At 64.2% G+C, this 24302-nt stretch carries 25 protein-coding genes, 2 tRNA genes and 1 pseudogene; 10 read left to right on the top strand and 18 right to left on the bottom strand.

From position 1 onward, the window contains the following. Nucleotides 1-61: 61 nt before the first annotated feature. The gene (gene typA, locus ACVJ5M_RS04770) at nucleotides 62-1888 is read left to right on the top strand and encodes a translational GTPase TypA (RefSeq protein WP_063980349.1); all 1827 of its coding nucleotides are present in this window, start codon (nucleotides 62-64) and stop codon (nucleotides 1886-1888) included. 216 nt (nucleotides 1889-2104) lie between these two features. Then, nucleotides 2105-3352 carry a flavin monoamine oxidase family protein gene (locus ACVJ5M_RS04765; RefSeq protein WP_063980348.1) on the top strand — a complete coding sequence of 416 codons (1248 nt, stop codon included), beginning with the start codon at nucleotides 2105-2107 and terminating at the stop codon, nucleotides 3350-3352. A gap of 12 nt (nucleotides 3353-3364) precedes the next feature. On the opposite strand, the gene ACVJ5M_RS04760 is transcribed toward ACVJ5M_RS04765, so the two are convergent. From ACVJ5M_RS04760 to ACVJ5M_RS04745, 4 genes are read right to left on the bottom strand one after another with little or no spacing between them, the layout of a single operon-like run. Continuing rightward, a complete protein-coding gene (locus ACVJ5M_RS04760) occupies nucleotides 3365-3772 on the bottom strand; it encodes a thiol-disulfide oxidoreductase DCC family protein (protein ID WP_063980347.1) in 408 nt (135 codons plus the stop codon). 60 nt (nucleotides 3773-3832) lie between these two features. Next, nucleotides 3833-5152, bottom strand: coding sequence for an SDR family oxidoreductase (locus ACVJ5M_RS04755; protein WP_063980346.1), 1320 nt, complete (start codon nucleotides 5150-5152; stop codon nucleotides 3833-3835). Nucleotides 5153-5160: 8 nt separating this feature from the next. Next, on the bottom strand, nucleotides 5161-5628 hold the full coding sequence (locus tag ACVJ5M_RS04750; protein ID WP_063980345.1) for a DUF2269 family protein: 468 nt from the start codon (nucleotides 5626-5628) through the stop codon (nucleotides 5161-5163). Next, nucleotides 5625-6524 (bottom strand): alpha/beta hydrolase family protein, encoded by a 900-nt coding sequence (locus tag ACVJ5M_RS04745; RefSeq protein WP_231143758.1) that lies wholly within the window; start codon nucleotides 6522-6524, stop codon nucleotides 5625-5627. The genes ACVJ5M_RS04750 and ACVJ5M_RS04745 overlap by 4 nt, the downstream gene beginning before the upstream one ends. A 261-nt stretch (nucleotides 6525-6785) precedes the next feature. On the opposite strand from ACVJ5M_RS04745, the gene ACVJ5M_RS04740 reads away from it, so the two are divergent. Both ACVJ5M_RS04740 and ppa read left to right on the top strand, forming a co-directional pair. After that, on the top strand, nucleotides 6786-7295 hold the full coding sequence (locus ACVJ5M_RS04740) for a GNAT family N-acetyltransferase (protein ID WP_014490714.1): 510 nt from the start codon (nucleotides 6786-6788) through the stop codon (nucleotides 7293-7295). Nucleotides 7296-7473: 178 nt separating this feature from the next. After that, nucleotides 7474-8011, top strand: a pseudogene (gene ppa, locus ACVJ5M_RS04735) (inorganic diphosphatase). Between the two features lie 185 nt (nucleotides 8012-8196). Here ppa and folD read toward each other — a convergent pair. The 3 genes from folD to ACVJ5M_RS04720 are packed head-to-tail and all read right to left on the bottom strand — an operon-like array spanning nucleotide 8197 to nucleotide 9757. Further along, nucleotides 8197-9081: a bifunctional methylenetetrahydrofolate dehydrogenase/methenyltetrahydrofolate cyclohydrolase FolD gene (gene folD / locus ACVJ5M_RS04730; RefSeq protein ID WP_231143756.1), complete on the bottom strand. Its 885-nt coding sequence runs from the start codon at nucleotides 9079-9081 to the stop codon at nucleotides 8197-8199. A gap of 1 nt (nucleotide 9082) precedes the next feature. After that, nucleotides 9083-9451, bottom strand: a complete 369-nt coding sequence (locus ACVJ5M_RS04725; RefSeq protein WP_063980343.1) for a DUF167 domain-containing protein — start codon at nucleotides 9449-9451, stop codon at nucleotides 9083-9085. Nucleotides 9452-9466: 15 nt separating this feature from the next. Next, entirely contained in the window at nucleotides 9467-9757 is a 291-nt protein-coding gene (locus ACVJ5M_RS04720) for a YggT family protein (RefSeq protein ID WP_007598721.1), read from the bottom strand. Nucleotides 9758-9941: 184 nt separating this feature from the next. Between ACVJ5M_RS04720 and ACVJ5M_RS04715 the strand changes: the two genes are divergently transcribed. After that, nucleotides 9942-10017, top strand: a tRNA-Ala gene (locus ACVJ5M_RS04715). A gap of 242 nt (nucleotides 10018-10259) precedes the next feature. Here the strand turns inward: ACVJ5M_RS04715 and ACVJ5M_RS04710 are convergent. The 7 genes from ACVJ5M_RS04710 to ACVJ5M_RS04680 all read right to left on the bottom strand — a co-directional run bounded on the left by ACVJ5M_RS04710 (nucleotide 10260) and on the right by ACVJ5M_RS04680 (nucleotide 18025). Further along, nucleotides 10260-11072 carry an enoyl-CoA hydratase gene (locus ACVJ5M_RS04710; RefSeq protein ID WP_063980342.1) on the bottom strand — a complete coding sequence of 271 codons (813 nt, stop codon included), beginning with the start codon at nucleotides 11070-11072 and terminating at the stop codon, nucleotides 10260-10262. Between the two features lie 112 nt (nucleotides 11073-11184). Continuing rightward, nucleotides 11185-11979 carry a glutamine amidotransferase gene (locus ACVJ5M_RS04705; protein WP_063980341.1) on the bottom strand — a complete coding sequence of 265 codons (795 nt, stop codon included), beginning with the start codon at nucleotides 11977-11979 and terminating at the stop codon, nucleotides 11185-11187. A gap of 191 nt (nucleotides 11980-12170) precedes the next feature. Then, nucleotides 12171-12950, bottom strand: coding sequence for an SDR family NAD(P)-dependent oxidoreductase (locus tag ACVJ5M_RS04700; protein ID WP_063980340.1), 780 nt, complete (start codon nucleotides 12948-12950; stop codon nucleotides 12171-12173). Between the two features lie 231 nt (nucleotides 12951-13181). After that, a complete protein-coding gene (locus tag ACVJ5M_RS04695; protein ID WP_063980339.1) occupies nucleotides 13182-13670 on the bottom strand; it encodes a tellurite resistance TerB family protein in 489 nt (162 codons plus the stop codon). Between the two features lie 121 nt (nucleotides 13671-13791). Next, a complete protein-coding gene (locus ACVJ5M_RS04690) occupies nucleotides 13792-15201 on the bottom strand; it encodes an adenylate/guanylate cyclase domain-containing protein (RefSeq protein ID WP_063980338.1) in 1410 nt (469 codons plus the stop codon). A gap of 51 nt (nucleotides 15202-15252) precedes the next feature. Beyond that, nucleotides 15253-16620: a cytochrome P450 gene (locus ACVJ5M_RS04685; protein WP_456679261.1), complete on the bottom strand. Its 1368-nt coding sequence runs from the start codon at nucleotides 16618-16620 to the stop codon at nucleotides 15253-15255. 34 nt (nucleotides 16621-16654) lie between these two features. After that, nucleotides 16655-18025: a hypothetical protein gene (locus ACVJ5M_RS04680; protein WP_063980336.1), complete on the bottom strand. Its 1371-nt coding sequence runs from the start codon at nucleotides 18023-18025 to the stop codon at nucleotides 16655-16657. A gap of 148 nt (nucleotides 18026-18173) precedes the next feature. On the opposite strand from ACVJ5M_RS04680, the gene ACVJ5M_RS04675 reads away from it, so the two are divergent. Next, nucleotides 18174-19862 carry an MFS transporter gene (locus ACVJ5M_RS04675; RefSeq protein WP_063980335.1) on the top strand — a complete coding sequence of 563 codons (1689 nt, stop codon included), beginning with the start codon at nucleotides 18174-18176 and terminating at the stop codon, nucleotides 19860-19862. Between the two features lie 100 nt (nucleotides 19863-19962). Here the strand turns inward: ACVJ5M_RS04675 and ACVJ5M_RS04670 are convergent, their stop codons facing one another. Together ACVJ5M_RS04670 and ACVJ5M_RS04665 are read right to left on the bottom strand one after the other, a co-directional pair. Next, complete coding sequence (locus tag ACVJ5M_RS04670) at nucleotides 19963-20178, bottom strand: hypothetical protein (protein ID WP_063980334.1); 216 nt, start codon at nucleotides 20176-20178, stop codon at nucleotides 19963-19965. A gap of 162 nt (nucleotides 20179-20340) precedes the next feature. Then, entirely contained in the window at nucleotides 20341-20664 is a 324-nt protein-coding gene (locus ACVJ5M_RS04665; RefSeq protein WP_063980333.1) for a hypothetical protein, read from the bottom strand. 253 nt (nucleotides 20665-20917) lie between these two features. On the opposite strand from ACVJ5M_RS04665, the gene ACVJ5M_RS04660 reads away from it, so the two are divergent. Next, complete coding sequence (locus ACVJ5M_RS04660; protein ID WP_063980332.1) at nucleotides 20918-21973, top strand: polysaccharide deacetylase family protein; 1056 nt, start codon at nucleotides 20918-20920, stop codon at nucleotides 21971-21973. A 74-nt stretch (nucleotides 21974-22047) separates the two neighbouring features. On the opposite strand, the gene ACVJ5M_RS04655 is transcribed toward ACVJ5M_RS04660, so the two are convergent. Then, nucleotides 22048-22413: a hypothetical protein gene (locus ACVJ5M_RS04655; protein ID WP_063980331.1), complete on the bottom strand. Its 366-nt coding sequence runs from the start codon at nucleotides 22411-22413 to the stop codon at nucleotides 22048-22050. A 218-nt stretch (nucleotides 22414-22631) separates the two neighbouring features. Between ACVJ5M_RS04655 and ACVJ5M_RS04650 the strand changes: the two genes are divergently transcribed. The 3 genes from ACVJ5M_RS04650 (at nucleotide 22632) to ACVJ5M_RS04640 (ending at nucleotide 24045) form a co-directional block, all read left to right on the top strand. Further along, the gene (locus tag ACVJ5M_RS04650) at nucleotides 22632-23288 is read left to right on the top strand and encodes a class I SAM-dependent methyltransferase (protein WP_187387859.1); all 657 of its coding nucleotides are present in this window, start codon (nucleotides 22632-22634) and stop codon (nucleotides 23286-23288) included. Nucleotides 23289-23310: 22 nt separating this feature from the next. After that, nucleotides 23311-23493, top strand: a complete 183-nt coding sequence (locus ACVJ5M_RS04645; protein ID WP_187387858.1) for a hypothetical protein — start codon at nucleotides 23311-23313, stop codon at nucleotides 23491-23493. 129 nt (nucleotides 23494-23622) lie between these two features. Further along, entirely contained in the window at nucleotides 23623-24045 is a 423-nt protein-coding gene (locus ACVJ5M_RS04640; protein WP_063980328.1) for a class I SAM-dependent methyltransferase, read from the top strand. Nucleotides 24046-24129: 84 nt separating this feature from the next. Here the strand turns inward: ACVJ5M_RS04640 and ACVJ5M_RS04635 are convergent. Continuing rightward, nucleotides 24130-24205: transfer RNA gene (locus ACVJ5M_RS04635), tRNA-Thr, on the bottom strand. Nucleotides 24206-24302: the final 97 nt, after the last annotated feature.

Raw genomic sequence — 24302 nt, 5'->3', positions numbered from 1 at the left:
GTCCCGGTCCGACCGGCGAGATCGCGCTTAACCCATTGTCCGACCGCAAAGAAGCTCACTCATGAACCTTCGTAACGTCGCCATCATCGCCCACGTCGACCACGGCAAGACGACCCTGGTCGACAAACTCCTCCAGCAATCCGGTACGTTCCGCGAGAACCAGAAGGTGACGGATCGCGCCATGGACTCCAACGATCTGGAGCGTGAGCGCGGCATCACCATCCTGGCCAAGGCGGCCTCGGTGCAGTGGAAGGACACCCGCGTCAACATCGTCGACACCCCCGGCCACGCCGATTTCGGTGGTGAGGTCGAGCGCATCCTAAACATGGTGGACGGCGCCCTGGTGCTGGTCGACGCCGCCGAAGGCCCGCTGCCGCAGACCAAATTCGTGGTCTCCAAGGCGCTCAAGGTCGGCCTGAAGCCGATCGTCGTCATCAACAAGGTCGACCGCCCCGACGCGCGCCCGACCGAAGTCATCAACGAGGTGTTCGACCTATTCGCGGCGCTCGACGCCAGCGAGGAGCAGCTCGACTTCCCGATCCTGTACGGGTCGGCCAAGCAGGGCTGGATGGCTGAAAGCCCCGAGGGTCCGCAGGACAAGGGTATGGAGCCGCTGTTCGACCTGATCCTGCGCCACGTCGCGCCGCCGACGGTCGAGGAAGGTCCGTTCAGGATGATCGGCACCATCCTGGAAGCCAACCCCTATCTCGGCCGCATCATCACCGGCCGCATCTCGTCCGGCGTGCTCAAGCCGAACCAGCAGGTCAAGGTGCTGCATGCCGACGGCAAGCTGGTCGAGTCCGGGCGCATCACCAAGATCCTGGCATTCCGCGGTCTCGAGCGCACGCCGCTCGATGAAGCCGAAGCCGGCGACATCGTCGCCATTGCCGGCCTGACCAAGGGCACCGTCGCCGACACCTTCTGCGATCCGACCGTCGAGGTGCCGCTGCCGGCGCAGCCGATCGATCCGCCGACCGTGTCGATGTCGTTCATCGTCAACAACTCCCCGCTCGCCGGCACTGAAGGCGACAAGGTGACGAGCCGCATGATCCGCGACCGTCTGCTGCGTGAAGCCGAAGGCAACGTCGCGCTGCGCGTCGTCGAAGCCTCCGACAAGGACGCGATGGAAGTCTCGGGCCGCGGCGAATTGCAGCTCGCGATCCTGATCGAGACCATGCGCCGCGAAGGTTTTGAGCTCTCGGTGTCGCGCCCGCGCGTCGTGTACCAGAAGGACGAAGCGACCGGCGCCACCATGGAGCCGATCGAGGAAGTCGTGATCGACGTCGACGAGGAGCATTCCGGCGTCGTCGTGCAGAAGATGAGCGAGCGCAAGTCCGAGTTGGTCGAGATGAAGCCGTCCGGCGGCAACCGCCTGCGCCTGGTGTTCTACGCGCCGACCCGCGGCCTGATCGGTTATCAGGGCGAACTGCTCACCGACACCCGCGGCACGGCGATCATGAACCGCCTGTTCCACGGCTACGCCCCGTACAAGGGCGAGATCCAGGGCCGCCGCAACGGCGTCTTGATCTCCAACGACCAGGGCGAAGCGGTGGCCTACGCCATGTTCAAGCTGGAAGACCGCGGCCCGATGATGATCGAGCCGGGCTGGAAGGTCTACAAGGGCATGATCGTCGGCGAGCACACCCGCGACAACGATCTCGAGATCAACGTGCTCAAGGGCAAGCAGCTCACCAACATCCGCACCACGTCCAAGGACGAAGCGGTGCGCCTGACCCCGCCGATCCGCATGACGCTGGAAAAGGCGCTCGCCTATATCGAGGACGACGAGCTCGTCGAGGTCACGCCGAAGTCGATCCGCCTGCGCAAGAAGCACCTCGACCCGAACGAGCGCAAGCGCGCGGAAAAGTCCAAGGAAGCGGTGGCGTAAGCCGCTCCATACCGTAGTGCCGTAGGGTGGGCCAAGCGTAGCGGGCCCACCACTTGAAATCCCGGTCGACAATGGTGGGCACGGCGCAAGAGCGCCTTTGCCCACCCTACGAAGATGGATCACTCGCCCCAGTGCACAACGTGCGCACAAGGCGGGTGATGACACCTCACTTTGTGGTGGCTTCAGCGCTCTTCGCGAACGTGCTAGAGCCCGCTGATGACCTCCCTGCCCTCCTCCGTCAACGTCGCGATCATCGGCGCCGGCGCAGCCGGCCTCGGCGCGGCGCATGCGCTGCATGGCTCCGGCCTCTCCATGATCGTGCTGGAGGCGCGCGACCGGATTGGCGGACGTGCCTGGACCGTGCAGGCCTCGCCTGAGGTGACCTTCGACGTCGGCTGCGGCTGGCTGCACTCGGCCGACAAGAATTCCTTCGTCGACATCGCCAAGCAGCTCGGCTTCGAGGTCAACAAGGACCTGCCGCCCTGGCGCGAGCGCGCCTTCGGCAACGCGTTTCCGCAGACCGAGCGCGACGATTTCATGCGCGCGATGGACGCATTCTACGAGCGGCTGTGGCAGGCCGCGCAAAAGGGCAAGGACGAGCCCGCAAGCCTGAGCCTCGATCCGGGCAATCGCTGGAATCCCATGATCGACGCCGTCTCGACCTACATCAACGGCTGCGAACTGAAGGACATGTCGACACTGGATTGGGACGCCTACGAGGACAGCGATCTCAACTGGCGCGTCCGCCGTGGCTATGGCGCACTGATCGCGGCCTATGGCGCCCCCTGCCCGGTGGCCCTGGGCTGCAATGTCACGCTGATCGATCATTCCGGCCAGCGCCTCCGCATCGAGACATCGCAGGGTACGCTGACCGCCGACAAGGTGATCGTCACCGTTCCGACCAATCTGATCGCCGATGAGGCGATCCGCTTCTCACCGCCGCTGCCCGCCAAGGTCGATGCGGCAGCCGGCCTGCCGCTCGGCGTCGACGACAAGGTGACGCTGGCGCTCGACGATGCAGAAGCCTTTCCGAAAGAGGGCAATCTGCGCGGCGCCACCATGCGCACCGAGATGGGCACCTATCACATCCGCCCGTTCGGACAGCCCTGCATCGAAGGCTTTTTCGGCGGCAGCTTTGCCCGCGGGCTGGAAGACGCCGGCGACGGCGCCATTGCCGCGCACAGCATCGACGAGATCGCAGGCTTCCTCGGCAACGACATCAGGCGAAAGCTCAAGCCGCTCTACGAGTCGCGCTGGGCCCACGACCCCTTCGCGAGAGGATCGTATTCACACGCACTGCCAGGGCACGCTGGAGACCGCGCGGTGCTGGCCGCGCCGGTGGATGGGCGGCTGTTCTTCGCGGGAGAAGCGACGTCGCCAAGCTTCTTCACGACGGCGCATGGCGCCAGGGACAGCGGGGAGCGCGCGGCGAAGGAAGTGCTGGCGGCTTCAGGCAAGCCGTAAGCGCCGGCTACGTCACTCAATCACCCGCGCCCGCAAATCCGCATCGGGAACGAAGCAGGCGTCGTACTTGCCGAAGATGCGGTAGCGATTGCGCGCGATGAGGCTGTACACGGGGTCTCGCAGCAGTTTTGGCACGGCGAACAACGCGCGCACCCAACGCCATCCCGGCAGATGCGACAGCACGATCAGCGCGGCGTCGGACTTCATAAAGACCTCTCCGTCATGAACCACGGCATTGGTGTCGGGATCGTCAGGATCGATGCCAAACGTACGGGCAAGCCGCGCCCCATAATCCGACTGGATCGGCGTGAAGCGAAACCGCTTCGACGTGTCGCGCTTGGCGACGAAGCGGACCCAGCGCGAGCAGAAGATGCAGACGCCGTCGAACAGAATTACGTCATCATCGGGCCATTTGCTCATCAGTCTCTCTATCTTACGCGTTTTCTGGGCGCGAACCGGGATCCACTTCGCGTGAAAACGCTATCGATTATCCAGCATCATAAGCGCGGCCAGCATCAGCACGATCGCGGGGCCTGTCTTCACCAGCGCGCCGAGCGGCTCGATCCAGAGGTCGGGCGTGAGGATTGCCGCGCCGAACATATAGCCGAGCGAGGCGACGATGCCTGCGAGCAGGCCGATCGCCGCGGTGCGGCGGAAGGCGATCAGCGCGCCGATGCTCATGTCCATCAGGCTGGTGCCGATGGTGATGGGATCGACCAGCGCGGGCGAAAAATTGTGCGCGGTCAGGATGCCGGCGGCGGCGCGGTAGGAGACGAACAGCGCGATGAAGCCGGAGACAAGCCAGAACGCAACGAGGCTGGCGAAGATCAGCGCCTTGATCAGGAACAGCCGCGCGAACCATTTGTCCTGGATGGTGGCGGGATGGCGCCCGATCGCATCAGTCAACGTCTTCGGCGCGATGCCCGTGGCGGCGATCCAGGCGGAGGGATCGCCAGTCACGCCGCGGCGCAGCTCGGCGATGGCGGTGGAGCGCATCGGCGGCACCCAGCCGAGATAATTGGCTAGATCGCCGATCTTCGCGCCGAGATCGAGCATGAAGGATGGCATCACGAGGCGCGGCCAGCCGGCTGTGCCGAAGGCGTGGCGGAACTGTTTGATGACGCCCACCATGGTGACCGGCTCGGCCTGCATCAGGTCCCACGTCACGGCTTTGACTGAGGCGTCGTCGATATCGCGCGCGGCGAGCCAGGCGATGGTGGCCGAAATGTCCTCGACTGCGACGGACTGGAATGGCGTCGACATCTCCTTCTGCGGCAGGTCGAGCGGGAAGGCGGCGAGCGCACGCAGCATGGCGCTGCCGCCATAGGCTGACGGTGCGACGACGAAGCCGGGCCGCAGGACAGCGTGGGGAATGCCGGAGGTTGCAATCAGGCGTTCGGCCTCGCGCTTGGTCGTCGCGAAGGCGGTGCGATCCGCCTCCGCGGTCCCGGGGATCGAGATGTGCACCAGCCGGATCGCGCGGCCGCTGTCGGCGATCGCCTCAAGCAGGCGCGCGACGAAATCGCGATGCACCGCGCCGGTGTCGCTGCCGGGACCATCCTGGAGCACGCCAAGACAGTTCACGACGACGTCGACGGCATGCTCGCGGAAGAGGCGCATCAGCGCGGCTGCGTCGAGCGACAAGATCGGCTGCTCGATGTCCCGTGCGCTCATCTTCTGCGCGGGCGACAGGCTGCGTGCGACGCCGACCACGCGAAATCCCCGCACGCGCAGATCGTCGGTGACGAAGCGCCCGATCAGGCCGGAGGCGCCGAGCACCAAAACGGTTGGCTGGGTCATCGCATCTCTCAAAACGGTTTCGCGATCATCAGCCACAGGATCAACATCGTCGCGCCGAAGCCGGGGAAACCGAACGCGAACCAGCGGCGGTAGAGCACGAAGTAGCGTTCAGGCAGAGCGCCGCGCTGCTCGGCCGCCTTGCGCGCGAGATCGCGCATCTCGATCTGCATGAAGACGACGGGGACCCAGAACAGGCCCGCAAAGACGTAGAGCCCAAGCGAGGCCAGCAGCCAGCGTTCCGTGATCGGCATGGCCGAAAGCATCATCAGCAGGCCGCCCGTCACCGGCTGGAGGATCACGGCCGACAGCGTGAAGATCGCGTCCGCAATCACCACCACCGAAGCGGTACGCGCGATGAATTCGGCGTCGCTCGTGCGGTGCGCCATCAGCATGAAGAAGGCGATGCCGGTGCCAGTGCCGAGAATGACGATGGCGCCCAGCACATGGAGGTATTTGACCAGGAGATACAGCGTCATGGCTTCTTGGCCGCCGCAGGTTTGGACTGGTTCAGCGCAAGCCCGAGCTCGCGGCTGGCGGCTTTGACGCCGGCTTCGCTCTCGATCATCCAATGCCCCTCGCTGCCGACGGCCGGCAATGTGCGGAAGTCCACCTTGCCGCCTCCACCGCGAAACGCATCGGCCAATTGGCGCGAGAACGCCGGCGCAAAATAGCTGTCATTGGTCGCCACGAGCCATGTGACCGGAATGCGCGCCGCCTTGCCGAACTCGGCCACCGCGGCGAGAAGCGTCTGCGGCGCGCAGATCCGGTTCGGTTCGTCGTTGGCGTGGCCACCGCGCCCCGGCGCAAGCGCGATGATCGCGGAGATCGCGTTCGGATCGGCGTTCGCGAGCGCCAACGCCCCCCAACCGCCGGCGGAATGGCCGAGCACGACGGCCGAGTCTTGACGAACGAAATCCTGCTTTCGCAAAAAATCCAGCGCGAGCGAAATTTCGGTGGCCGTCGCGCGACCCGAGCGCGCGTAATCCGCCTCGTCGCAGCCGCCCTGGTCCTCGACATAGCGGCCGCCGGTCGCACCATGGCCGAGCCGCTCCGGCACCAGCACGGCGAAGCCGTGCGCGACGAGAAACGCGACCAGCGCGCGGTATTCAGGCTGCGGCATTTGCGCCCGACGCAGCACATTCTGCGTCGAGGCATGCGCGATCACCGCAAGCCGGAACGGACCGGCGCCAACGGGACGAAACAGCAGCGCATGCGCGGCAACGTCGGTATCCGGCGATGGGACGCGCCATTGTTGCCGGCGAAGCGGCTCGCCCTCCTCACCCGATGACCCAAACGTGACCTGCGCGCACAGAGGGGACGCCATCAACAAGGCCAGCACAGGCAGGAGGGCGAAGATGTTGAAGAGGCGCATGAATCGCCGCAGGCGAACACGGACAGCGACGGATCTGCAGGAACGAATCATTTTCGGCGGACTTTTTGCGTTGCCATCGCGGTTCATTGGTTGCCGCAGGGCAGTTTTGCACCGGCAATGGCAGGCCGGTGCCGTTCGAAATGGCGTCTTGTCTTCTTTCGGTACAACATGGTTAAAATACTGATGCACAAAATCCACACGTTAACCGATAATTAACGATAGGTCTTGCCGCCGGCGCGGCGACTTGGTTTGATCGTATCCATGAGCACAACCCTGATCGAGGTCCGGCCGGCCAAAGCTGCAGATGCAACTGCGGTGGCGTCCACCCATGACGAAGCCTGGCGCTCCGCCTATCAGGGCATCATTCCCGGCGGCGAACTGGAAAAGCTGATCAACCGCCGCGGTCCGCAGTGGTGGGACAGTGCGATTCGCAAAGGCAGCCGCGTCAGCGTGCTCGTGTTCGGCGACAAGATCGCCGGCTATGCCAATTACGGCCGCAACCGCGCCCGCAGCCTGCACTTCGACGGCGAGATCTACGAGCTCTATCTGCGTCCGGAATTCCAGGGTCTCGGCTTCGGCCGCCGCCTGTTCACCGCAGCCCGCCGCGACCTGATGCAGAGCGGCCTGAAGAGCATGGTGGTGTGGGCGCTCTCGGACAACGATCCAGCGACCGAGTTCTACCGCGCCTTGGGCGGCCGCATGGTGGCGCGCTCCTCCGAGCGTTTCGGGCCGAAGTCGCTCGACAAGGTTGCCTTCGCTTGGACCAATTGAGCTGCTGAAAGTCTAGCCGGCAGCGCTTCCCATCCGTCGATACCGTTGCCTTTTGAGCCGGTAGTCGCTGGATTCATTATTTCACAAAAACACGATGGATTGGCGCGCCAAGCCCGCGTATGACAGCGCCAAAATCGCTGCCGGGCGCGATTTAACCTCGGCAACAACGGAGCCTTGAATGCGTATCGATGCGGTCTCGATCGGAAAAAACGTACCCCACGACGTCAACGTCATCATCGAAGTCCCCGTGGGCGGCGAACCGATCAAATACGAGATGGACAAGGAAGCCGGCACGCTCGTTTGTCGACCGCTTCCTCTACACGCCGATGCGTTACCCCGGTAACTACGGCTTCATCCCGCACACGCTGTCCGATGATGGCGATCCCTGCGACGTGCTGATCATCAACACCCGCGCCATCATCCCCGGCGCCGTCATGAGCGTGCGCCCGGTCGGCGTGCTGTTCATGGAAGACGAAGCCGGCGGCGACGAGAAGATTCTCGCGGTGCCGTCGTCGAAGCTGACGCAGCGCTACGACAAGGTGAAGTCGTACTCCGACCTGCCCGACATCACGCTGCAGCAGATCCAGCACTTCTTCGAGCACTACAAGGATCTCGAGAAGGGCAAGTGGGTGAAGATTCTGCGCTGGGGCGGCCCGGAAGACGCGCAGAAGCTGATCCTCGAAGGCATCGAGCGCGAGAAGAAAAAGAAGGCGTGAGCTCTGCTCCCTCGCCCCGCTTGCGGGGCCGCGACGAGCTTCGCTCGCGCTGAGAGGGTCGGGGTGAGGGGGGAGTCTCCGCAAGGACGGTGAGACTTAGATTCGCGGACAGTCCCCCTCACCCGGAATTCAGGCTACGCTTGAATTCCGACCTCTCCCCGCAAGCGGGGAGAGGTGAAGAAAACCTAACCCGCCGGCTTCGGCAGCCCTGCGATCGCGCACGCCGCGCGCAGCGTATTCACCAGCAGGCAGGCGACCGTCATCTGGCCAACGCCACCCGGCACCGGCGTGATCGCGCCGGCAACGGCGAGTGCTTCCTGATACGCGACATCGCCGACGAGACGGGTCTTGCCGTCGTCCTTGGGGATACGGTTGATGCCGATATCGATCACGGTCGCGCCCGGCTTCAACCAGTCGCCGCGCACCATCTCCGGCTTGCCGACCGCGGCATAAACAAGGTCGGCGCGCTTCACGAGCCCGGGCAGATCGCGCGAGCGCGAATGCGCGATGGTCACCGTGGCATTCTCGTTGAGCAGCAATTGCACCAGCGGACGGCCGACCAGATTGGAGCGGCCGATCACGATGGCATTCATGCCTTCAAGCGAGGCGTGGACGCTCTTGGTCAGGATGATCGAGCCGAGCGGCGTGCAAGGCGACAGCGCTTCAAAGCCGCCGGCGAGCCGGCCGGCATTGTTCGGATGCAGGCCGTCGACATCCTTGGCGGGATCGATGGCGTTGATGACGGCCTCGGTGTTCAGGCCCTTCGGCAGCGGCAGTTGCACCAGAATGCCGTGCACGGCGGGATCGCGGTTGAGTTTTGCGACGACGGCCAGCAGATCGGCCTGCGACACGTCGGCCGGCAGCTTGTGCTCGAACGAGGCCATGCCGGCCGCCTGCGTCTGGGTGTGCTTGGAGCGGACATAGACCTCGCTGGCGGGGTCGTTGCCGACCAGAACCACCGCGAGGCCCGGCACCAGATTGTGTTCGCGCTTGACGCGGGCAACCTCGTCAGCGACGCGCGCGCGGAGTTCCGCAGCGATGACTTTTCCATCGATGATCTTGGCCGTCATGTCAGTTCCCTTGGTCTGTCGGTTTGGCGTCTGCCGATCTGGCTTGGGCGAGCTTGCGCAGGGCTTCGCCGAGTCGCGCCGGATCGCCGTCGACCGCGATCTGCTTCAGCCGCGAGGTGGCACCGGATAGCAGCTTTACACTGGCCTTGGGGACGCCGAGCGATTTCGCCAATAGCACCAGAACGGCCTTGTTGGCCTCGCCGCCATCGGCGATCGCGCGCACCCGCACCTTGAGCACGCTGCGGCCGTCGGCCAATTGCTCGATCCCGTCGATGTCGTCGCGGCCGCCGCGCGGCGTCACCCGCAGCGCGATGCTGATTCCTGCGACCGAATAGCGCCAGGGTTCCTTGAAGGCCTCTTTCGCAACCAAGGCGCTCCCGCCTGCTTAGATCACGTTCGGGTAGATGTAATACAGGATCACCCGCTCGATGAACATGATGAGCAGGATCAGGATGATCGGCGAGATATCGAGGCCGCCGAGGCTGGGCAGGAAATTGCGAATCGGCGCCAGCACCGGCTCGGTGATCCGGTACAGGAACTCCGCCACCGCCGAAACGAACTGGTTGCGGGTGTTCACGACGTTGAAAGCGATCAGCCAGGACAGGATCGCGGAGGCGATCAGCAGCCAGACGTAGAGGTCGAGCACGATGATGACGATGTCGAGAACGGCACGCATTGAAGACTCTGGCTTTCGGTCGGGATTGACGCTTTTTGCTAGATATCGGTTCCCCCCGGCCCAAACAAGGGAAGTCAGTGCCGGGGATGGTTAAAACCGGGTCACACCCGTCCTTGACTTGACCTTGGCGGGGACTTAAATGGCGCCCGGTTGTCGGCCGCATTCACCAGAGCGGCCGCCAAACGGGGCCATAGCTCAGCTGGGAGAGCGCGTCGTTCGCAATGACGAGGTCGGCGGTTCGATCCCGCCTGGCTCCACCAGCCTTCGCTCGCTTCGCGAGCTACGGCTAGGCAAGCCAGCCGAGCTCCCTCGTAGCGAAGCGAGCGAAGGCTGTCCCGCCATAGCCCGAAGGGCGACGGCGGACCCCATCCACCATCACTGACATTCGCGAGCTACCGCTAGGCAAGCCAGCCAAGCTCCCTCGTAGCGAAGTGAGCGAAGGCTGTCCCGCCATAGCCCGAAGGGCGACGGCGGACCTTTTCCCCGAGTTCAGCCAGCCCCCCTACTTCCCCGTGAACCTCGGCGGCCGCTTCTCCATGAAGCTCGCGACCCCCTCCCGGAAATCGCTGCCGTTCAACGCGACCATCATCTCGCGGTTGGCCTCGATCGTGGCCTCCGCCAGGGTCTGGAACGGCACCTCGTAGAGCTGGCGCTTGATCACGGCCATCGCGCTCGGGGAAACCATGTCGGCGAGGTCGCGCGCATAGGCGTAGGTCTCCTCGCGCAGCTTCTCCGGCGAGCAGAGCCGGTTCACCAGGCCGATCCGCAGCGCCTCCTCGCTCGACACGCGGCGGGCCGAGAGCAGCAGATCCATCGCATTGGCGTGGCCGACGATGCGCGGCAGCATCCAGGACATGCCATGCTCGGCGATCAGTCCGCGCCGCGCGAAGGCTGTCGTGAAGACGGTATTGTCGGCGGCAAAGCGCAGGTCGCAATAAAGCGCGTGCACGAGGCCGATGCCGGCGGTCGCGCCGTTGAGCATGGCGATGACGGGTTTTCCGATCGATGGATAGAAGCCGTAACGCGTCTGCCAGTCCGGCCGGCGATTCATGTCGAAGGGCGGCAGGTTCGAGGCACGCCTGACGTCGTTGGGGTCGAGCCCCTTCAGCGCATCCATGTCGGCGCCGGCGCAGAAGGCGCGGCCCGCGCCGGTGAGCACGATGACGCGGACATCGTCATCGGCGCTCGATGCTTCCATCGCATGGCGCACGTCGCGCTCCATCGTCGGCGTCCACGCATTCATGCGATCAGGGCGATTGAGCGTGATGGTCGCGACCTTGTCGCTCACCTCATACAAAATGTGTTCATAGGCCATGACGCTCTCCCTGTGTCTGCCGGCACGCGTTCGCGCGCGCTCGTTAGGAACGAGCCTAGCATATCCAGGGATCAGGCAAGGCCTTGCGCGAAGGCCTTGCGCAGAGGCGCGATCACTCGGCGGCTTGCGCCAGCACCTGCCGGCGCGCCAGCCAGCCATCGATGAAATGATCGAGCCAGGCCCGCTCCGCAACGTCGTACACGGCACGGTCCGCGAAATGATGATGCCGCTCGCGCGCGCCGGGCGCGCTGAGGCCGTCATAGCCGCGCGTGGTCCAGCAATGCATCATCGCGCAGGTCACGTCAGGATGAAACTGCACCCCGAAAGCATTGCCGGTGCGGAACGCCTGGATCGGAAAATCATCGCCTTCCGCAAGCAGCTCAGCGCCGACGGGCAGTTCAAATCCTTCGCGATGCCAGTGATAGACCTGCGCCGGCCAATTCGGGCAGAGCGCGTGGCCCGCCGCGGTCGGGCGGATCGGATAGTAGCCGATCTGGGTCAGCGCCTGCGCATGCGGTGCGACGCGGGCCCCCAACTGCATCGCCAGCATCTGCGCGCCGAGGCAGATACCAAGGAACGGCCGCTGTTCGCGGAGCGGAATTTCGATCCAGTCGATCTCGCGGCGGATGTAGTCGTCGGGATCGTTGGCGCTCATCGGACCGCCGAAAAAAACAGCGCCGGCATGCTGGTCGAGCGTGTCGGGCAGGGGATCGCCGAAGCGCGGCCGGCGAATGTCGAGGCGATGGCCGAGCGCGCGCAGCCCATTGCCGACGCGGCCGGGCGTCGAGGATTCCTGATGCAGGATGATCAGAACCGGCAACCGGGCTTCGGAGGCGGCGGCGCTCGGCGTCCTTCTTGGGAAGGGCACCAATTCTGCGCCACCAAACCTGTCCGTCCGGAACGACATGGCCTCTGCGAGTGCTATCGGTTCAGACCGCCAGCATAACTAAGCGGTAGTTAACATCGTGTGAGTTCGCGCACACGCGTCCCGATATTGAAGCAAGCTCCGGGCCACTACGGAGCTCTGAGCTTTCTTTAAAGCGTTTTCGAGCGAAGTGGGTACCGGTTCGCGTAAAGAAAACGCGTCAAAACAAGGAATCAGTGCCTCTGCCTCTGGAACCGGCTGGTGGCGGACAGGATGAAGCCGCGCGGGAAGAAACGCAGCGCGAACGGCACGATCTTGATGCCGAGACCAGGCAACACTGCCCGTTTGTTGGCCATCAGGCCGCGATAAGCTTGTTGCGCAACTTCGGCGGCAGACACGTTGAGAAGAGCCGTATCATGACCGGACCCGACGCCGGCGCGCGCCTGGAATTCGGTGGGCACCGGACCCGGGCAAAGTACGGTGACGCGAACGCCGCGCGGCGCGAGCTCCGCCCGCAAGGCCTCGGTGAGGGAAATCACATAGGCCTTGGACGCGTAGTACACGGCCATGCCGGGGCCGGGCAGAAAGCCCGCGACCGATCCGACATTGAGAAGACCGCCCTTGTTCCTGATCAGCTGATCGGCAAAGCGCAGCGACAGATCCGTCAGAGCCCGGACGTTGACATCGACGATGCCGACCTGTTCGACGCGGTCGCGCTCGATCGCATCGCCGAACACGCCGAAGCCGGCATTGTTGACGAGATGGTCGAGCTCGACGTCTTCGGCGGCAAGCGCGGCGGCGATCTTCTCGCCCGCATCCGCCTCCTGCAGGTCGCAGGCGATCACGATCGGCTTCTTGCCACCCTTGGCGGCGAGCTCGTTCGCAAGCGCCTCCAGCCGGTCTGCGCGTCGCGCCGTCAGCGCGAGGCGATGCCCGTTGGCGGCGAACACACGCGCCAGCTCCGTGCCGATGCCCGCCGACGCACCGGTGATCAACGTTACCCGCTCAGTCACGATCGAAGTCTCTTGAATTGAAGTTTTTTGGCCCCGCAATGGCGGAACGAGAGCATAGGCCGAGCGCGACAGGCAAGCGTCACCGGCAGCATGGCTGCTTGAGCGGGCAACAGGGAAGCAGGAAAACCACGGATTTTACGGGGAAATCCGGGGCCGGGCTGGCCGACGGGGGTATATTAAAGTTTCGTCATGTGGTCAGCACAACCGCCGATAATACCGCGTCGAGACGGCTCAACCCCCGACGGCGCCGTCCTTGACCTGACCACCGGCGCGATTTGCGACCGCATGCTTGAGGTCGATCCGGTCGCGCTGGGCGATCCCGAGCAGGTCGGACGCGCGCCAGACGACGTTATCCTCGAACTCGGACACCTGGCCATCGGCATAGACCAGCTCCCACATCATCTGGACGATGCGCTTGCGGCCCTCTTCGTCGAGCGAGCGCATGATGACGCTGGTGAAGTGATAGAGGTCGACGGCCTCGCCCTCGACCTGGGTAGCGTCCGCAATCAGGCGATCGGCGGTACCGCGATCCAGCCCGAAATGGCTTTCGATCAGGCTGTGCAGCTTGCGCTGCTCGGTCGCCGTCGGCTGACCGTCCAGCGAGACCACGTGAACCAGCAGCGCGGTGGCCGCAAGCCGGTAATCGCCATCGCCGAAAGCACGATCCGCGGCATGAGGAGCCACAATGTCAGCGATGAATTGGCGCAGGCCGTCGAGCATAGGATCCTACCGAAAACGATGAAGCCGCGGGGGTGCGGCCGCCACCAGCGTTATATGAGTGGGAAACTCAACCGCCGCAACGTGCGTCAGCTCCGCGCGGGCATTACCTTTCGGCAATCTGTCACGGTATCTCGTACACCACCATCTTGTCGGCGATGCCGCGCAGGGCCGCCTGCTTCTGGATCGGCTTGATCGCGCGCTGCTCGAGCACCTCGGCGACTGCGGGCGCATCGAGCACGGGGCCCGTGATGTGGATCTCCTGCGCCGTCGACAGGCTCTGGACGCGAGCGGCGATGTTGACGGTCTGGCCGAAATAATCCTGGCGTTCGTTGAGCATCACCGCAAGGCACGGGCCTTCATGGATGCCGATCTTGACGATGAGATCGTCGGTGCCGCGCTGCCTGTTGAGCTCGTCCATCGCGGACCGCATGCGCAGGCCCGCGACGATGGCGTGCTCGGGGCGGACGAAGGTCGCCATCACGGCGTCGCCGATCGTCTTCACCACCGCGCCCTTCTCGGAGGAGATGATCTCGAGCAGCGCATGGAAATGCGCGCGCACGAGATCGAAGGCGGCGAGATCGCCGACGCGCTCGTAGAGCGCGGTCGAGCCCTTCAAATCGGTGAACAGGAATGTCAGCGACGTGATCTGGAGCCGCTGGTCGAGGCTGAGATTGTCCGCCTTGAAGACATCGCGAAACGTCTGGTTCGACAGCATGCGCTTGGCGGTGAGGAACGGCTTGCGCTTGCCGATGAGATGATGGAGCGCCTCGGCCGCGATGAACACCGACGGCAACACGCGCACGCCGGCCTGGTTCTCCAGCGACAGCCGCAGCGGCCCCGGCCGCATGGTCGTCGTCCCTGTCGGAGCCTGCACCTTGTTGTACATGATCGCGAACTGCTGGCGCTCCTTGGTCGGCTCGCCCTGGACGTCGATGAAATGGGCTGCGTGCGTCACCGGCTCGAAGATGATGATGAAGTCGCCCGGCAGTTGCAGCGACATGGTCGCTTTCTCGCCCGCCGGAAGCTCGAGTGTATCGAGCGTCACCTCGTTGGCGAGCGTCGCGAAGGATTCCTTGTTGAAGTCGACGCCGGAACTCCAGAATACCTGCTTGAAATATTCCCACACCGGAAGCGTATCGGGATCGTGCGCTGCGATGCGCCGCACGCGCGGATTGACGGTGAAGGAGACCTCGACCTGATCGTCGACCGACGCCTTGTAGCCGCAGGCGCAGAGCGCGCAGTGATAATCGTCCGGCTTGAGCGCCTTCAGCGTCGAATGGGCACCCAGCACGCCGCCGCAGCCCGGACAGAGCACATTCCAGCCGAGATCGAACAGTCCGAGCCGCGCCGCATGCAGGAAGGTGGAGATCGTGTGCTCTTCGTCGAGGCCATGCTGCCTGGAGAAATCGAGGACATTGACGCGGTTGAGCTCGTGATCCTCGCCGTTCTCGATGAGGTGTGCAATCGCGTCGACCACCTTGGCGTCGGCGGTCTGCTTCAGAACGGAAAACTGGGCCTGGATGTCGCTCATGGCGGAGGCTCTATCTGGGGTGGATCGCGCCATCGGGCAGACGAATGTCTGTCACCGACGCGTGATGCGGAACAAGGGTGAGTGGTCCGGCTGGGTCGTCACGACGCCGAGCGGGATCACCGGAACCCTGTCGGCAAGCTCGATACGGAAGGCGCCGATCAACCGGGCCAGCGCCAGCACGGATTCGGCTTGCGCGAACGGCGCGCCGATGCAGACGCGCGGACCCGCGCCGAACGGCAGGTAAGCGAAACGGTCGGGCGCCTCGTTCGACATGAAGCGTTTGGGAATGAAGGCGTTCGGCTGATCCCACAGCTTCTCATGCCGGTGCAGCAGCCAGGGCGCGATCATGATGATGTCGCCCTTGCCGATCTCGACGCCGGCCGGATTGTCCTTCTCGCGCGCGGCGCGCGCGACCAGGAAGGCCGGCGGATAGAGCCGCATGGTCTCCTCGATCACCGCACGGGTGAACTTCTGGCGATCGATGTCGGCCATGCTGTCGAGGTGCTCGCCGTGGGTCTCGGAGGCAACTTCCTCCTGCGTCTCCGGATCGAGCGCGAGCAGATAGAGCGCCCAGAACAGCGCCGTCGCCGTGGTCTCGTGACCCGCCAGGATCATGGTCGCGACCTCGTCGACGAGTTGCGCGTCCGAAAAGCCCTTGCCGGTTTCGGGATCGCGCGCCGCGTCCATGAGATCGAACAGGTCGCGCGGCGGCGCGCCGTCCTTCTTGCCCATCGTGCGGCGCTCGGCGATCAGCATCGCGACGAATTCGGTCCAACGCTTGCGGAAGCGCGCGCGGGCAAAATCCATCGGGGTCGGCCAGGACACCGGCAGCAGCATGTCGAGGAAATAGGGCCGTCCGAGCCGCGCGCCGTATTCCATGACGAAGTTGCGCAAGGTCGGGCCGTGACGGTCCATGCCGAACGAGAACATCGTGCGTCCGGCGATCTCCAGCGTCATACGCTGCATCGTCTCGCGCAGATCGACCGGCTCGCTTGTTCGCGCATCGAGCTTTGTGATGGTCTCGTCGAGCACCGCGGTCATATGCGGGACGAGATTTGCGGTCGCACGCGGCGTGAAGGCCGGCGCGAGCGTACGGCGCTGATGCGCCCAGGCGTGGCCTTCCGCGATCAGAACTCCTTCGCCGAGCACCGGACGCAGCATGCGGATCCCCGCCGGCGTGCGCGTGTAGTTTTCATAATTGCTGAGCAGGACATGCCGAATTGCATTCGGCTGATTCAGAATGAAGCTGTTGTGGAGGAAAAAGCGGCCCTTGATGACCTCTTCTTCGTAGGCACGCTGGCCCCAGGTCGCGATCATGTTCTGCTTGAGGACCGCGACCCGGCCGAGAAACGACATGTCGTCGGGCGCACGCGGCGGGGTCGGAGGGATGATGGGCCGACGCACACTGGCGATGTTCATGGCTCTCTCCCGCAGATATGACCCAAGCCAATAGCTAGTAAGTCAGCTCGGCAATCGCAATCCTGTTCTCGGAGGCGGGCCAGGCACGCGCCACAATTCGTTCTTCGCCGAACTGGGCCACGACGTTACGCCCGGCCTCCGCGGCCGGGAGCCGCAAGGTTGCTGCCGAATCCGTGGGCACACCCGGCTTGACGTCGGCCGGCTCCTTGCCGTCGAGCAGCACCACGTCCCGCGGCAGGCCGAAATAGCCGCGCGGGCGTGACATGATCACGACGGCGCCGGCATCCTTGTCCGCCGGCCCGAGCGGGCGCGCGGCACGCAGATGCACGACATCGGACGAGCGCGGGAAGGGCGTGCGGTAGATATGCGTCGTCGGCGCGTCCGGCGATGTCAGGACGAATTCGAGGAACCAGGAAGGCTCGACCTGCGCCGGACCCCAGCGGCCGTCGGCGCCGGTCTTCGCGCTGTGCACCGCGCTGCCTTTGCGCTCCCCGGTATCAGGATCAACGCGGAAGACATCGACGGTTGCACCTGCCACCGGGCGATTGGTCGACACGCCGCCTGGCGTACCGGTCACAAGGCCGCTCAAACTGACGCTCTGCTCCGGCACAATCGCGATGCGCGCGGGCTCGCGGCCGGCAATGAATTTGTAGATCTCGCGGAAGGCGCGCGGGTGAAACGCCACTTCGCGATGGTCGAGCGCGCCGAGCACGAGATTGGTGGCGCCCTTCAACTCCGGCCCTTCGACGGTAACACCGGTCGGCGTGCCGGGCTTGCCGATGAAGCGGCCATCCGCCTGGGCGTATTTGTCCATGCCGTCGCTGCGCAGCGTAAGGAAGGCAACACCCGGCGTCACCTCGCTCTCGCCCTCGTTGAGACCGCGCAGAAATGTGCCGCGGCCGTTGAACTCGTTGTTCGGCTGGTCATCGGTCGCGAACACGCCGTGATTGGGTGTGCCGCACAGCACGGCATGGCTGACATCGCCGGCACCGCCGTTCCTGATGACGTTGCGAATCGCATAGCCACCGCGCGAGCTGCCGACCAGCGCCACGCGGGCCGCGCCGGCGCGGCGCTTCAATTCCGCGATGGCCGCCGCGAGTTCGCGGCGCTGGTCCTCGGTCGAGGAGCGCCCCGCTTGCTCGACCTTGTCGTCGCTCCGCGCATTGGGATCAGTGAAGTTGATCGCCATCATGCGATCGCGCGCGACGCCGTTGGATTCCATTCGCCACAAGGTCGTCATCCAGAGCGCGTCGTACTCGCCATTGCCGTGGACGAACAGGACCGGCGGCACCTCGGCAGTCTGAGCCGCGGGCACGGTCTGGGCCAGCGCGCCTGTCCGCAAGCTCGCAACCGCGAAAGGCAAGCTGCCTACTCCCAGCAGGATCGACCGTCGCGACAGCTTCATATGTTTCTCCGGAAAAACCATGTCTTTGTGCCGCTTATAGCGGCCTAACCACTGGACAGCGAAGGACTTTCGCAGGCATCACTGGACTTGCCGGAATCACCCAAAGACCATTCCAAGACCACTTCTGCCAGCCCATATGGAAGGGGATATGACCGAGCAGCCGAACCGTCAGAAATTCGCCGGCGACGGCATCGCCGCACCCCTGCGGTACACCGTGTTCCGGCGCATCTGGCTCGCCAGCCTGCTCTCCAATCTTGGCCTCTTGATCCAGGGCGTGGGCGCGGCCTGGGCGATGACGCAGATGGCGGCCTCGGCCGACAAGGTGGCGCTGGTGCAGACCGCGCTGATGCTGCCGATCATGCTGATCTCGATGCCGGCCGGCGCCATCGCCGACATGTATGACCGGCGCATCGTGACCTTGATTTCGCTCGCGATCGCGCTGATCGGCGCGACTGCGCTGACGGTGCTGGCCTGGCTCAAGCTGATCACCCCGGAAACGCTGCTCGTGTTCTGCTTCGTGGTGGGCAGCGGCAATGCGCTGTTCGGGCCGGCGTGGCAATCCTCGGTCAGCGAGCAGGTGCCGCCCGAATCACTGCCGTCAGCCGTCGCACTGAACGGCATCAGCTACAATATTGCACGCAGCTTCGGTCCCGCGGTCGGCGGCGTCATCGTCGCCTCGCTCGGCGCGGTGGCCGCGTTTGCCTGCAACGCGATCCTCTATCTGCCGCTGCTGGTGGTGCTGCTGCTCTGGCGGCGCAACACCGAGCCCTCGCGCCTGCCGCGGGAGAAGCTCAACCGCGCGATGGTCTCGGGCTTCCGCTACATCACCAATTCGCCGCCGATCAAGATCGTGCTGTTGCGCACGCTGGTGATGGGCCTGATCGGCGGCGCCATCATGGCCCTGATGCCGCTGATCGCGCGCGATTTGCTGCATGGCGGCGCGCAGACCTACGGCATCATGCTGGGTGCCTTCGGCATGGGCGCCGTCGTCGGTGCGCTCAACATCCATGAATTGCGCAAGCGCATGAGCGGTGAAGCGGCGATCCGCGCCTGCACCATCTCGATGGCATTTGCGATGGCCGCGCTCGCCGTGAGCACGGAGCCGGTGTTGACGGCGGCGGCGCTTGTGCTCGCCGGTGCGGTCTGGATGGCGGCGGTCGCGCTGTTCAACATCGGCGTGCAGCTCTCGGCGCCGCGCTGGGTCGCGGGCCGTTCGCTCGCGGCGTTCCAGGCCTCGATATCCGGCGGCATTGCGATCGGCGCCTGGGGCTGGGGCCATCTCACCGATTATGCCGGCGTCGAGGTCGCGCTGCTGACGGCCGCCAGCCTGATGCTGATCTCGCCGGTGCTGGGCATTTGGCTGGCGATGCCGCGCGTCGGCGCCCGCAACGAGGACGCGGACGTGCTCGCCGATCCGGAAGTCAAACTGTCGCTCACGGCGCGCAGCGGGCCGCTGGTGGTCGAGATCGAATATAGGGTGAGCCAAGAGAATGCACGCGCCTTCCACAATGTGATGCAGGACGTGCAGCTCTCCCGGCAGCGCAACGGCGCCTATGGCTGGTCGATCGCGCGCGACATCGCCGACCCCGAATTGTGGACCGAGCGCTACCACTGTCCGACCTGGCTCGATTACTTGCGCCAGCGCAACCGCTCGACGCAGTCCGAACGCGCGTTGCATCAACAGGCGATCGATTTCCACATCGGCCCCGATCCGGTGCGGATCCGCCGCATGCTGGAGCGTCCGTTCGGCTCGGTGCGCTGGAAGGAAGAGACGCCGGATCGTGCCGGCGCCGAGGTGCTGCCGGTGGTCGCGAGCGCGGCGGGAAGCAGCACGTAGGTTTTGGCCTGTAGCCCGGATGGCGCGAAGCGCAATCCGGGACGATCTCACCGCGCGGGCAGACCCCGGATTTCGCTCAGCCGGGCTGCGACGGCACGTCTTACTGCCCGTGATCCGTCAACACCTTGTCGCAGGCTTTGCTGAGGCGGGTACGGTTCTGCTTGAGGCAAGCGAGCACGGCGCCATCGCCATTGTTCATCACGGCACGGCAGAAGCGCGTCACATCGCGCGCGCAGGCATCGTGGCCGGGCTGCTGTTGCGCTGAGGCGCTCGATGCGCACAGAATCAAAGAAACAATGAAAAGAAATCTGGTCATCGCGTAATGCCTCTTACCCCAAGGATGTGCGGGCGAAGCTAGTGCGACGATCCTGGAGCCGCAACGGCTTTATTGCCGAGCGGGACTGGCGCGCGTGGCCCCGGCTTGACGCCGGGAGCACATCGCGAGGGGAGCCAACAACGATCGCCGTTGCGCGTTGTCCTACTGCTTGTCCTGGGCGTCAGCGACCTTGCGTGAGGCGCCCTTTGCGAGGTCCTTGTCCATCACCGCGCGGCAGCCGGCGCTCAGATCAGAGCGATGCTTCATCATGCACGCCGTGATCTTCGGGACGTTGGGGATTTCCGAGGAGCACAGGCGGAAGGCATCGCCGGTGCACTGCTGCTGCGCCTCGGCCGAGAAGGCGAAGCTCGCGGTCGTCGCGACGATCGAGACGATCGCGGCAAAGCCCAGAGCCAGGCTGGTGTCGCGGATCCTACTCGTCAGCAATTTCGCAGAGAAAGACTTGGCCGAAGAAGATTTGGTCATTTGAAGCTCCCATTGGCGCCGCTGGAAGCGGGGCCCGTTGTTGGTGGGAACTACGATGCTCCGGCAAAACAGTTTCCACTGTGATGACGGTCACGGGTGGCCATCCATCTGTGACCTCCGTCACATGGCGCACCTCGCTGAAAATCCGGCGCAAACGCCGTCGTGTTGGTGTCACGTTAACTGTTCCTTCGCATTAATGGCTCGTCGCGCGGGAGATTCCGCAGGGTTGGTTGCGTAATTGGAAAGAATAGCGATGCGTAATGCGTTGGGCCTGATGCTGGCCAGTGTAGTTGCGGCGGTCGTGATCGCCGTCGGCGGTTGGTTTTATTATTCCGCGCGCGCCGATCAGGGCGCCCCCAAAACAACGGCCGCCCGTGCCGCCGATCAATTGCCGGCACAGGCGAAGCTCGCCGCCAAGGATGACGTCGAGACCACCGCGGCGATCGCGGCCAGGCCGACGGCAGTTGCTCAGGCAGCGGCGCCTGCGCCCGCTCCGGCCATGCCGGTGCAGCAGCGGTCGACCTGTGCCAATCCGAACGCGCTGGGCGTTGCCCGCGTGGTCGAGATCGACACCACCGGCGGACCCGGCTTCGGCTTCGAGCATTTCAAGCAGTTCGACTTCCTCACCGACAAGGAGGTCGTGCTGACCTTCGACGACGGTCCGTGGCCGGTCAACACGCCCGCGGTGCTGAAGGCGCTCGGGGATGAATGCACCAAGGGTCTTTTCTTCTCGGTCGGCAAGCACGCGACCTATCATCCCGAAATCCTGCGCCAGGTGCTGGCCCAGGGCCACACGGTCGGCACGCACACGTGGTCGCATGTCAACCTGAACAGCAAGAAGATGACGGAGCAACAGGTCAAGGACGAGGTCGAGAAGGGCTTCAGCGCGGTGAGGTTCGCGCTCGGCACCAATCCGGCACCGTTCTTCCGCTTCCCTCAGCTTCAGCACAATCCGGCGATGGTGAGCTATTTCGGCACCCGCAATGTCGCGATGTTCTCGACCGACATCGACTCCTTCGACTTCAGGAAAGGTGCCACGCCGGAGAAGATCGTCGACAACGTGATGACCAAGCTCGACAAGCTCGGCAAGGGCATCATCCTGATGCACGACTTCCAGAAGCACACCGGCGAAGCGATGCCGGCGCTGCTCGCGCGGCTGAAGGCTGGCGGATACAAGGTCGTGCAGATGAAGGCCAAGGCGACGCTCCAGACGCTGCCGGAATATGACGAGGCGCTGCTGAAGGACCTGAAGGTACCGACCTCGAGCGCGCGTCCGATAACGAGCGTGGTGCAGACGGTGTCGCAGTAAGCCCGAACCGCTTCCTCAATACGCGCATGGCCGGGCTCTTGCCCGGCCATTTGCTTTTGCAGCGGGTCGCGGCCTTACCAGTAGATGCCGTGGCGGTGCAGCTCGCTGATGATGCGGCCTTCGGTCCACGTGCGCTTGTGCTTCGGCTTGCCCGCCTTTGCGGTCTTCGTGGCAGTCGCCGCCGGCGCTGAGGTCGTCGTTGTCGCGGTCACGGCAGGAGCCGTCGCCGCGGCGGGAGCAGGGGCCGAGACTGCCGGCGGACGATCGACGTATTTCGGAGCTTCCGTGGCTGGCGCGACTTCGCTGATTTGTGTCATCGGGGCGATGGTCGTGGTGGCCTGCGGAGCGGCCGTCGCCGTGGCCAGCGACAGGCTGCGGTCGGCGGCATGGGCAGATGCAGAAGCCAGGACCATGGCGGCAACCAGAATGATCTTGCGCATGTGAAATCTCCCCGTGTTTGCGTGACCGGGAAATTAGGGGAGATCTGATCTGCGTTATGTGACTGTCATCACGTAGACTGCGCTCGGTCTTGAACCCGCGATCAGCATCCGCGGCGATCAACCCGCAACGTCATGTCGCGTTTGACGATTGTTTCCAAATATTTCTGATTGTGGCAGACGCTCGACACGTATCAAAAGGCGTGCCGAGTCCGCCCGTTGTGACCTTCATCAAGCGAGTGAAGCGTAAGCTGCTGCCGCCGCGAGAGGTTATTCAGGGGTACGAGAACCCGGAACTGGTTGAAACGATTTTCCTGAAGACAATCAACTACAACCCGGACAGCGACTGGCCGCTGGTCGCGGGCATAAACACGGTTCTGGATTTCGGCGGAGGCGCCGGCCTGCATTACAAGGTGGCGCGCCGGCAATGCCCGGACATTCGATGGGCGGTGGTTGAGACGCCAGCAATGGTGCAGCGCGCCAAGGAGCTTGGCACCGATAGGCTGATGTTTTTCGAGCGCATCGACCAGGCCGCCGACTGGCTCGGCACTGTCGATCTCATCCACTCGAATGGGACCATACAGTACGTCCCGGATGCATTGGAAACCGTCAGAACGCTGTGCTCGGTTCGGCCGGCAATGTTGGCATGGTACCGCGTTCCGATCAGCGAAGAGACCCGGCGAGAGGTTCAGACCTCGTACCTGAGCGACAACGGTCCAGGATCGTCGCTCGCCTCCAAGGAGAAGCTCGTCAGATACGAGCGCAACTGGATCTCCGAGCAAGCATTCATCCAGGCTCATGAGGGATTTCGCATCACTGAGCGGAGCCCGGATCCCACCGAGCGCGGCACGCAACAATTCAGGTTCGCGCGGGTCTAGCTTGCGACAATACGGGGGCGATGTGTTTGACAAGTTTGCAGACTGGTTACGTCAGACGGCCTTTTTCTCGACGGCTATCGACATCGCGCGCCAGACGTTACCGGAGCCCGCGCTGATCTGGTTGCGCACGCAGATGGTGCGCAATCTCCGTGGAACGCCTGGCGAGGTGTTCGGCGAGATCTATCGTCGCAACGTCTGGGGCTAAAAGGAAACCGCTTCCGGCGGCGGATCCACGCTGCACAATACCCAGAGGGTGCGAGAAAGCCTTCCTGGTCTGGTTGGCGACCTCGGGATCCGTACCCTGCTCGATTTGCCTTGTGGTGATTTTCATTGGTTGTCGAAGATCGAACTTCCAATTTCTCGCTACATTGGAGGAGACATCGTTCCGGAACTGATTGCGCGAACGGCTGACCAATACAGTCGCCCAGATCGCACGTTCCTCCGGATCGATCTCTGCAACGATCCGCTCCCGGAAGCTGACCTGCTGCTCTGCCGCGATTGCTTCATTCATCTGTCCGAAGAGATGATTTTTCAAGCAATCGACAACATTCGTCGATCCAACATCAAGTATCTCCTGACGACCACTTACCCGGCGGGCCGAAATCGTGCGATCCGCACGGGTGACTTCTTCTCCATCGATCTGAGCGCTCCGCCCTACAACTTCCCGCCGCCGATCAAGGTGCTGGACGACTACGCCCCACCGTTCGACCGGCGGCAACTGGCGCTGTGGGAAATCGAAAGCCTGCGCAAAGTCTGAGGCGATGGCACGCCGTCTCGCGGCGAGGCTGCTTCGGAGGATGAAACAACGGCGCGGAAAACAACGGAAAATCAGAGTGATAAATGGTGCCGCAAGAGGGATTCGAACCCCCGACCCCGTCATTACGAATGACGTGCTCTACCAACTGAGCTATTGCGGCGAACCCTACCGGGACCCGCGCAATGCAGGTCCCGATACGCGCGCTCCTGATATCGGGCATGGCCCGAATTGGCAAGGTGGAGCGGGCTTCGAAATGT

Source organism: Bradyrhizobium sp. S3.7.6 (genome assembly GCF_054061875.1).
This window is presented reverse-complemented; position numbering and strand designations above follow the sequence as displayed.

What these genes read in the sequence shown, in the direction of transcription:
- typA (WP_063980349.1), top strand. Translation starts at nt 62, where the DNA reads ATGAACCTTCGTAACGTCGCCATCATCGCCCACGTCGACCACGGCAAG.
- ACVJ5M_RS04765 (WP_063980348.1), top strand. Translation starts at nt 2,105, where the DNA reads ATGACCTCCCTGCCCTCCTCCGTCAACGTCGCGATCATCGGCGCCGGC.
- ACVJ5M_RS04760 (WP_063980347.1), bottom strand. Translation starts at nt 3,772, where the DNA reads ATGAGCAAATGGCCCGATGATGACGTAATTCTGTTCGACGGCGTCTGC.
- ACVJ5M_RS04755 (WP_063980346.1), bottom strand. Translation starts at nt 5,152, where the DNA reads ATGACCCAGCCAACCGTTTTGGTGCTCGGCGCCTCCGGCCTGATCGGG.
- ACVJ5M_RS04750 (WP_063980345.1), bottom strand. Translation starts at nt 5,628, where the DNA reads ATGACGCTGTATCTCCTGGTCAAATACCTCCATGTGCTGGGCGCCATC.
- ACVJ5M_RS04745 (WP_231143758.1), bottom strand. Translation starts at nt 6,524, where the DNA reads ATGCGCCTCTTCAACATCTTCGCCCTCCTGCCTGTGCTGGCCTTGTTG.
- ACVJ5M_RS04740 (WP_014490714.1), top strand. Translation starts at nt 6,786, where the DNA reads ATGAGCACAACCCTGATCGAGGTCCGGCCGGCCAAAGCTGCAGATGCA.
- folD (WP_231143756.1), bottom strand. Translation starts at nt 9,081, where the DNA reads ATGACGGCCAAGATCATCGATGGAAAAGTCATCGCTGCGGAACTCCGC.
- ACVJ5M_RS04720 (WP_007598721.1), bottom strand. Translation starts at nt 9,757, where the DNA reads ATGCGTGCCGTTCTCGACATCGTCATCATCGTGCTCGACCTCTACGTC.
- ACVJ5M_RS04710 (WP_063980342.1), bottom strand. Translation starts at nt 11,072, where the DNA reads ATGGCCTATGAACACATTTTGTATGAGGTGAGCGACAAGGTCGCGACC.
- ACVJ5M_RS04705 (WP_063980341.1), bottom strand. Translation starts at nt 11,979, where the DNA reads ATGTCGTTCCGGACGGACAGGTTTGGTGGCGCAGAATTGGTGCCCTTC.
- ACVJ5M_RS04695 (WP_063980339.1), bottom strand. Translation starts at nt 13,670, where the DNA reads ATGCTCGACGGCCTGCGCCAATTCATCGCTGACATTGTGGCTCCTCAT.
- ACVJ5M_RS04690 (WP_063980338.1), bottom strand. Translation starts at nt 15,201, where the DNA reads ATGAGCGACATCCAGGCCCAGTTTTCCGTTCTGAAGCAGACCGCCGAC.
- ACVJ5M_RS04685 (WP_456679261.1), bottom strand. Translation starts at nt 16,620, where the DNA reads ATGAACATCGCCAGTGTGCGTCGGCCCATCATCCCTCCGACCCCGCCG.
- ACVJ5M_RS04680 (WP_063980336.1), bottom strand. Translation starts at nt 18,025, where the DNA reads ATGAAGCTGTCGCGACGGTCGATCCTGCTGGGAGTAGGCAGCTTGCCT.
- ACVJ5M_RS04675 (WP_063980335.1), top strand. Translation starts at nt 18,174, where the DNA reads ATGACCGAGCAGCCGAACCGTCAGAAATTCGCCGGCGACGGCATCGCC.
- ACVJ5M_RS04670 (WP_063980334.1), bottom strand. Translation starts at nt 20,178, where the DNA reads ATGACCAGATTTCTTTTCATTGTTTCTTTGATTCTGTGCGCATCGAGC.
- ACVJ5M_RS04665 (WP_063980333.1), bottom strand. Translation starts at nt 20,664, where the DNA reads ATGACCAAATCTTCTTCGGCCAAGTCTTTCTCTGCGAAATTGCTGACG.
- ACVJ5M_RS04660 (WP_063980332.1), top strand. Translation starts at nt 20,918, where the DNA reads ATGCGTAATGCGTTGGGCCTGATGCTGGCCAGTGTAGTTGCGGCGGTC.
- ACVJ5M_RS04655 (WP_063980331.1), bottom strand. Translation starts at nt 22,413, where the DNA reads ATGCGCAAGATCATTCTGGTTGCCGCCATGGTCCTGGCTTCTGCATCT.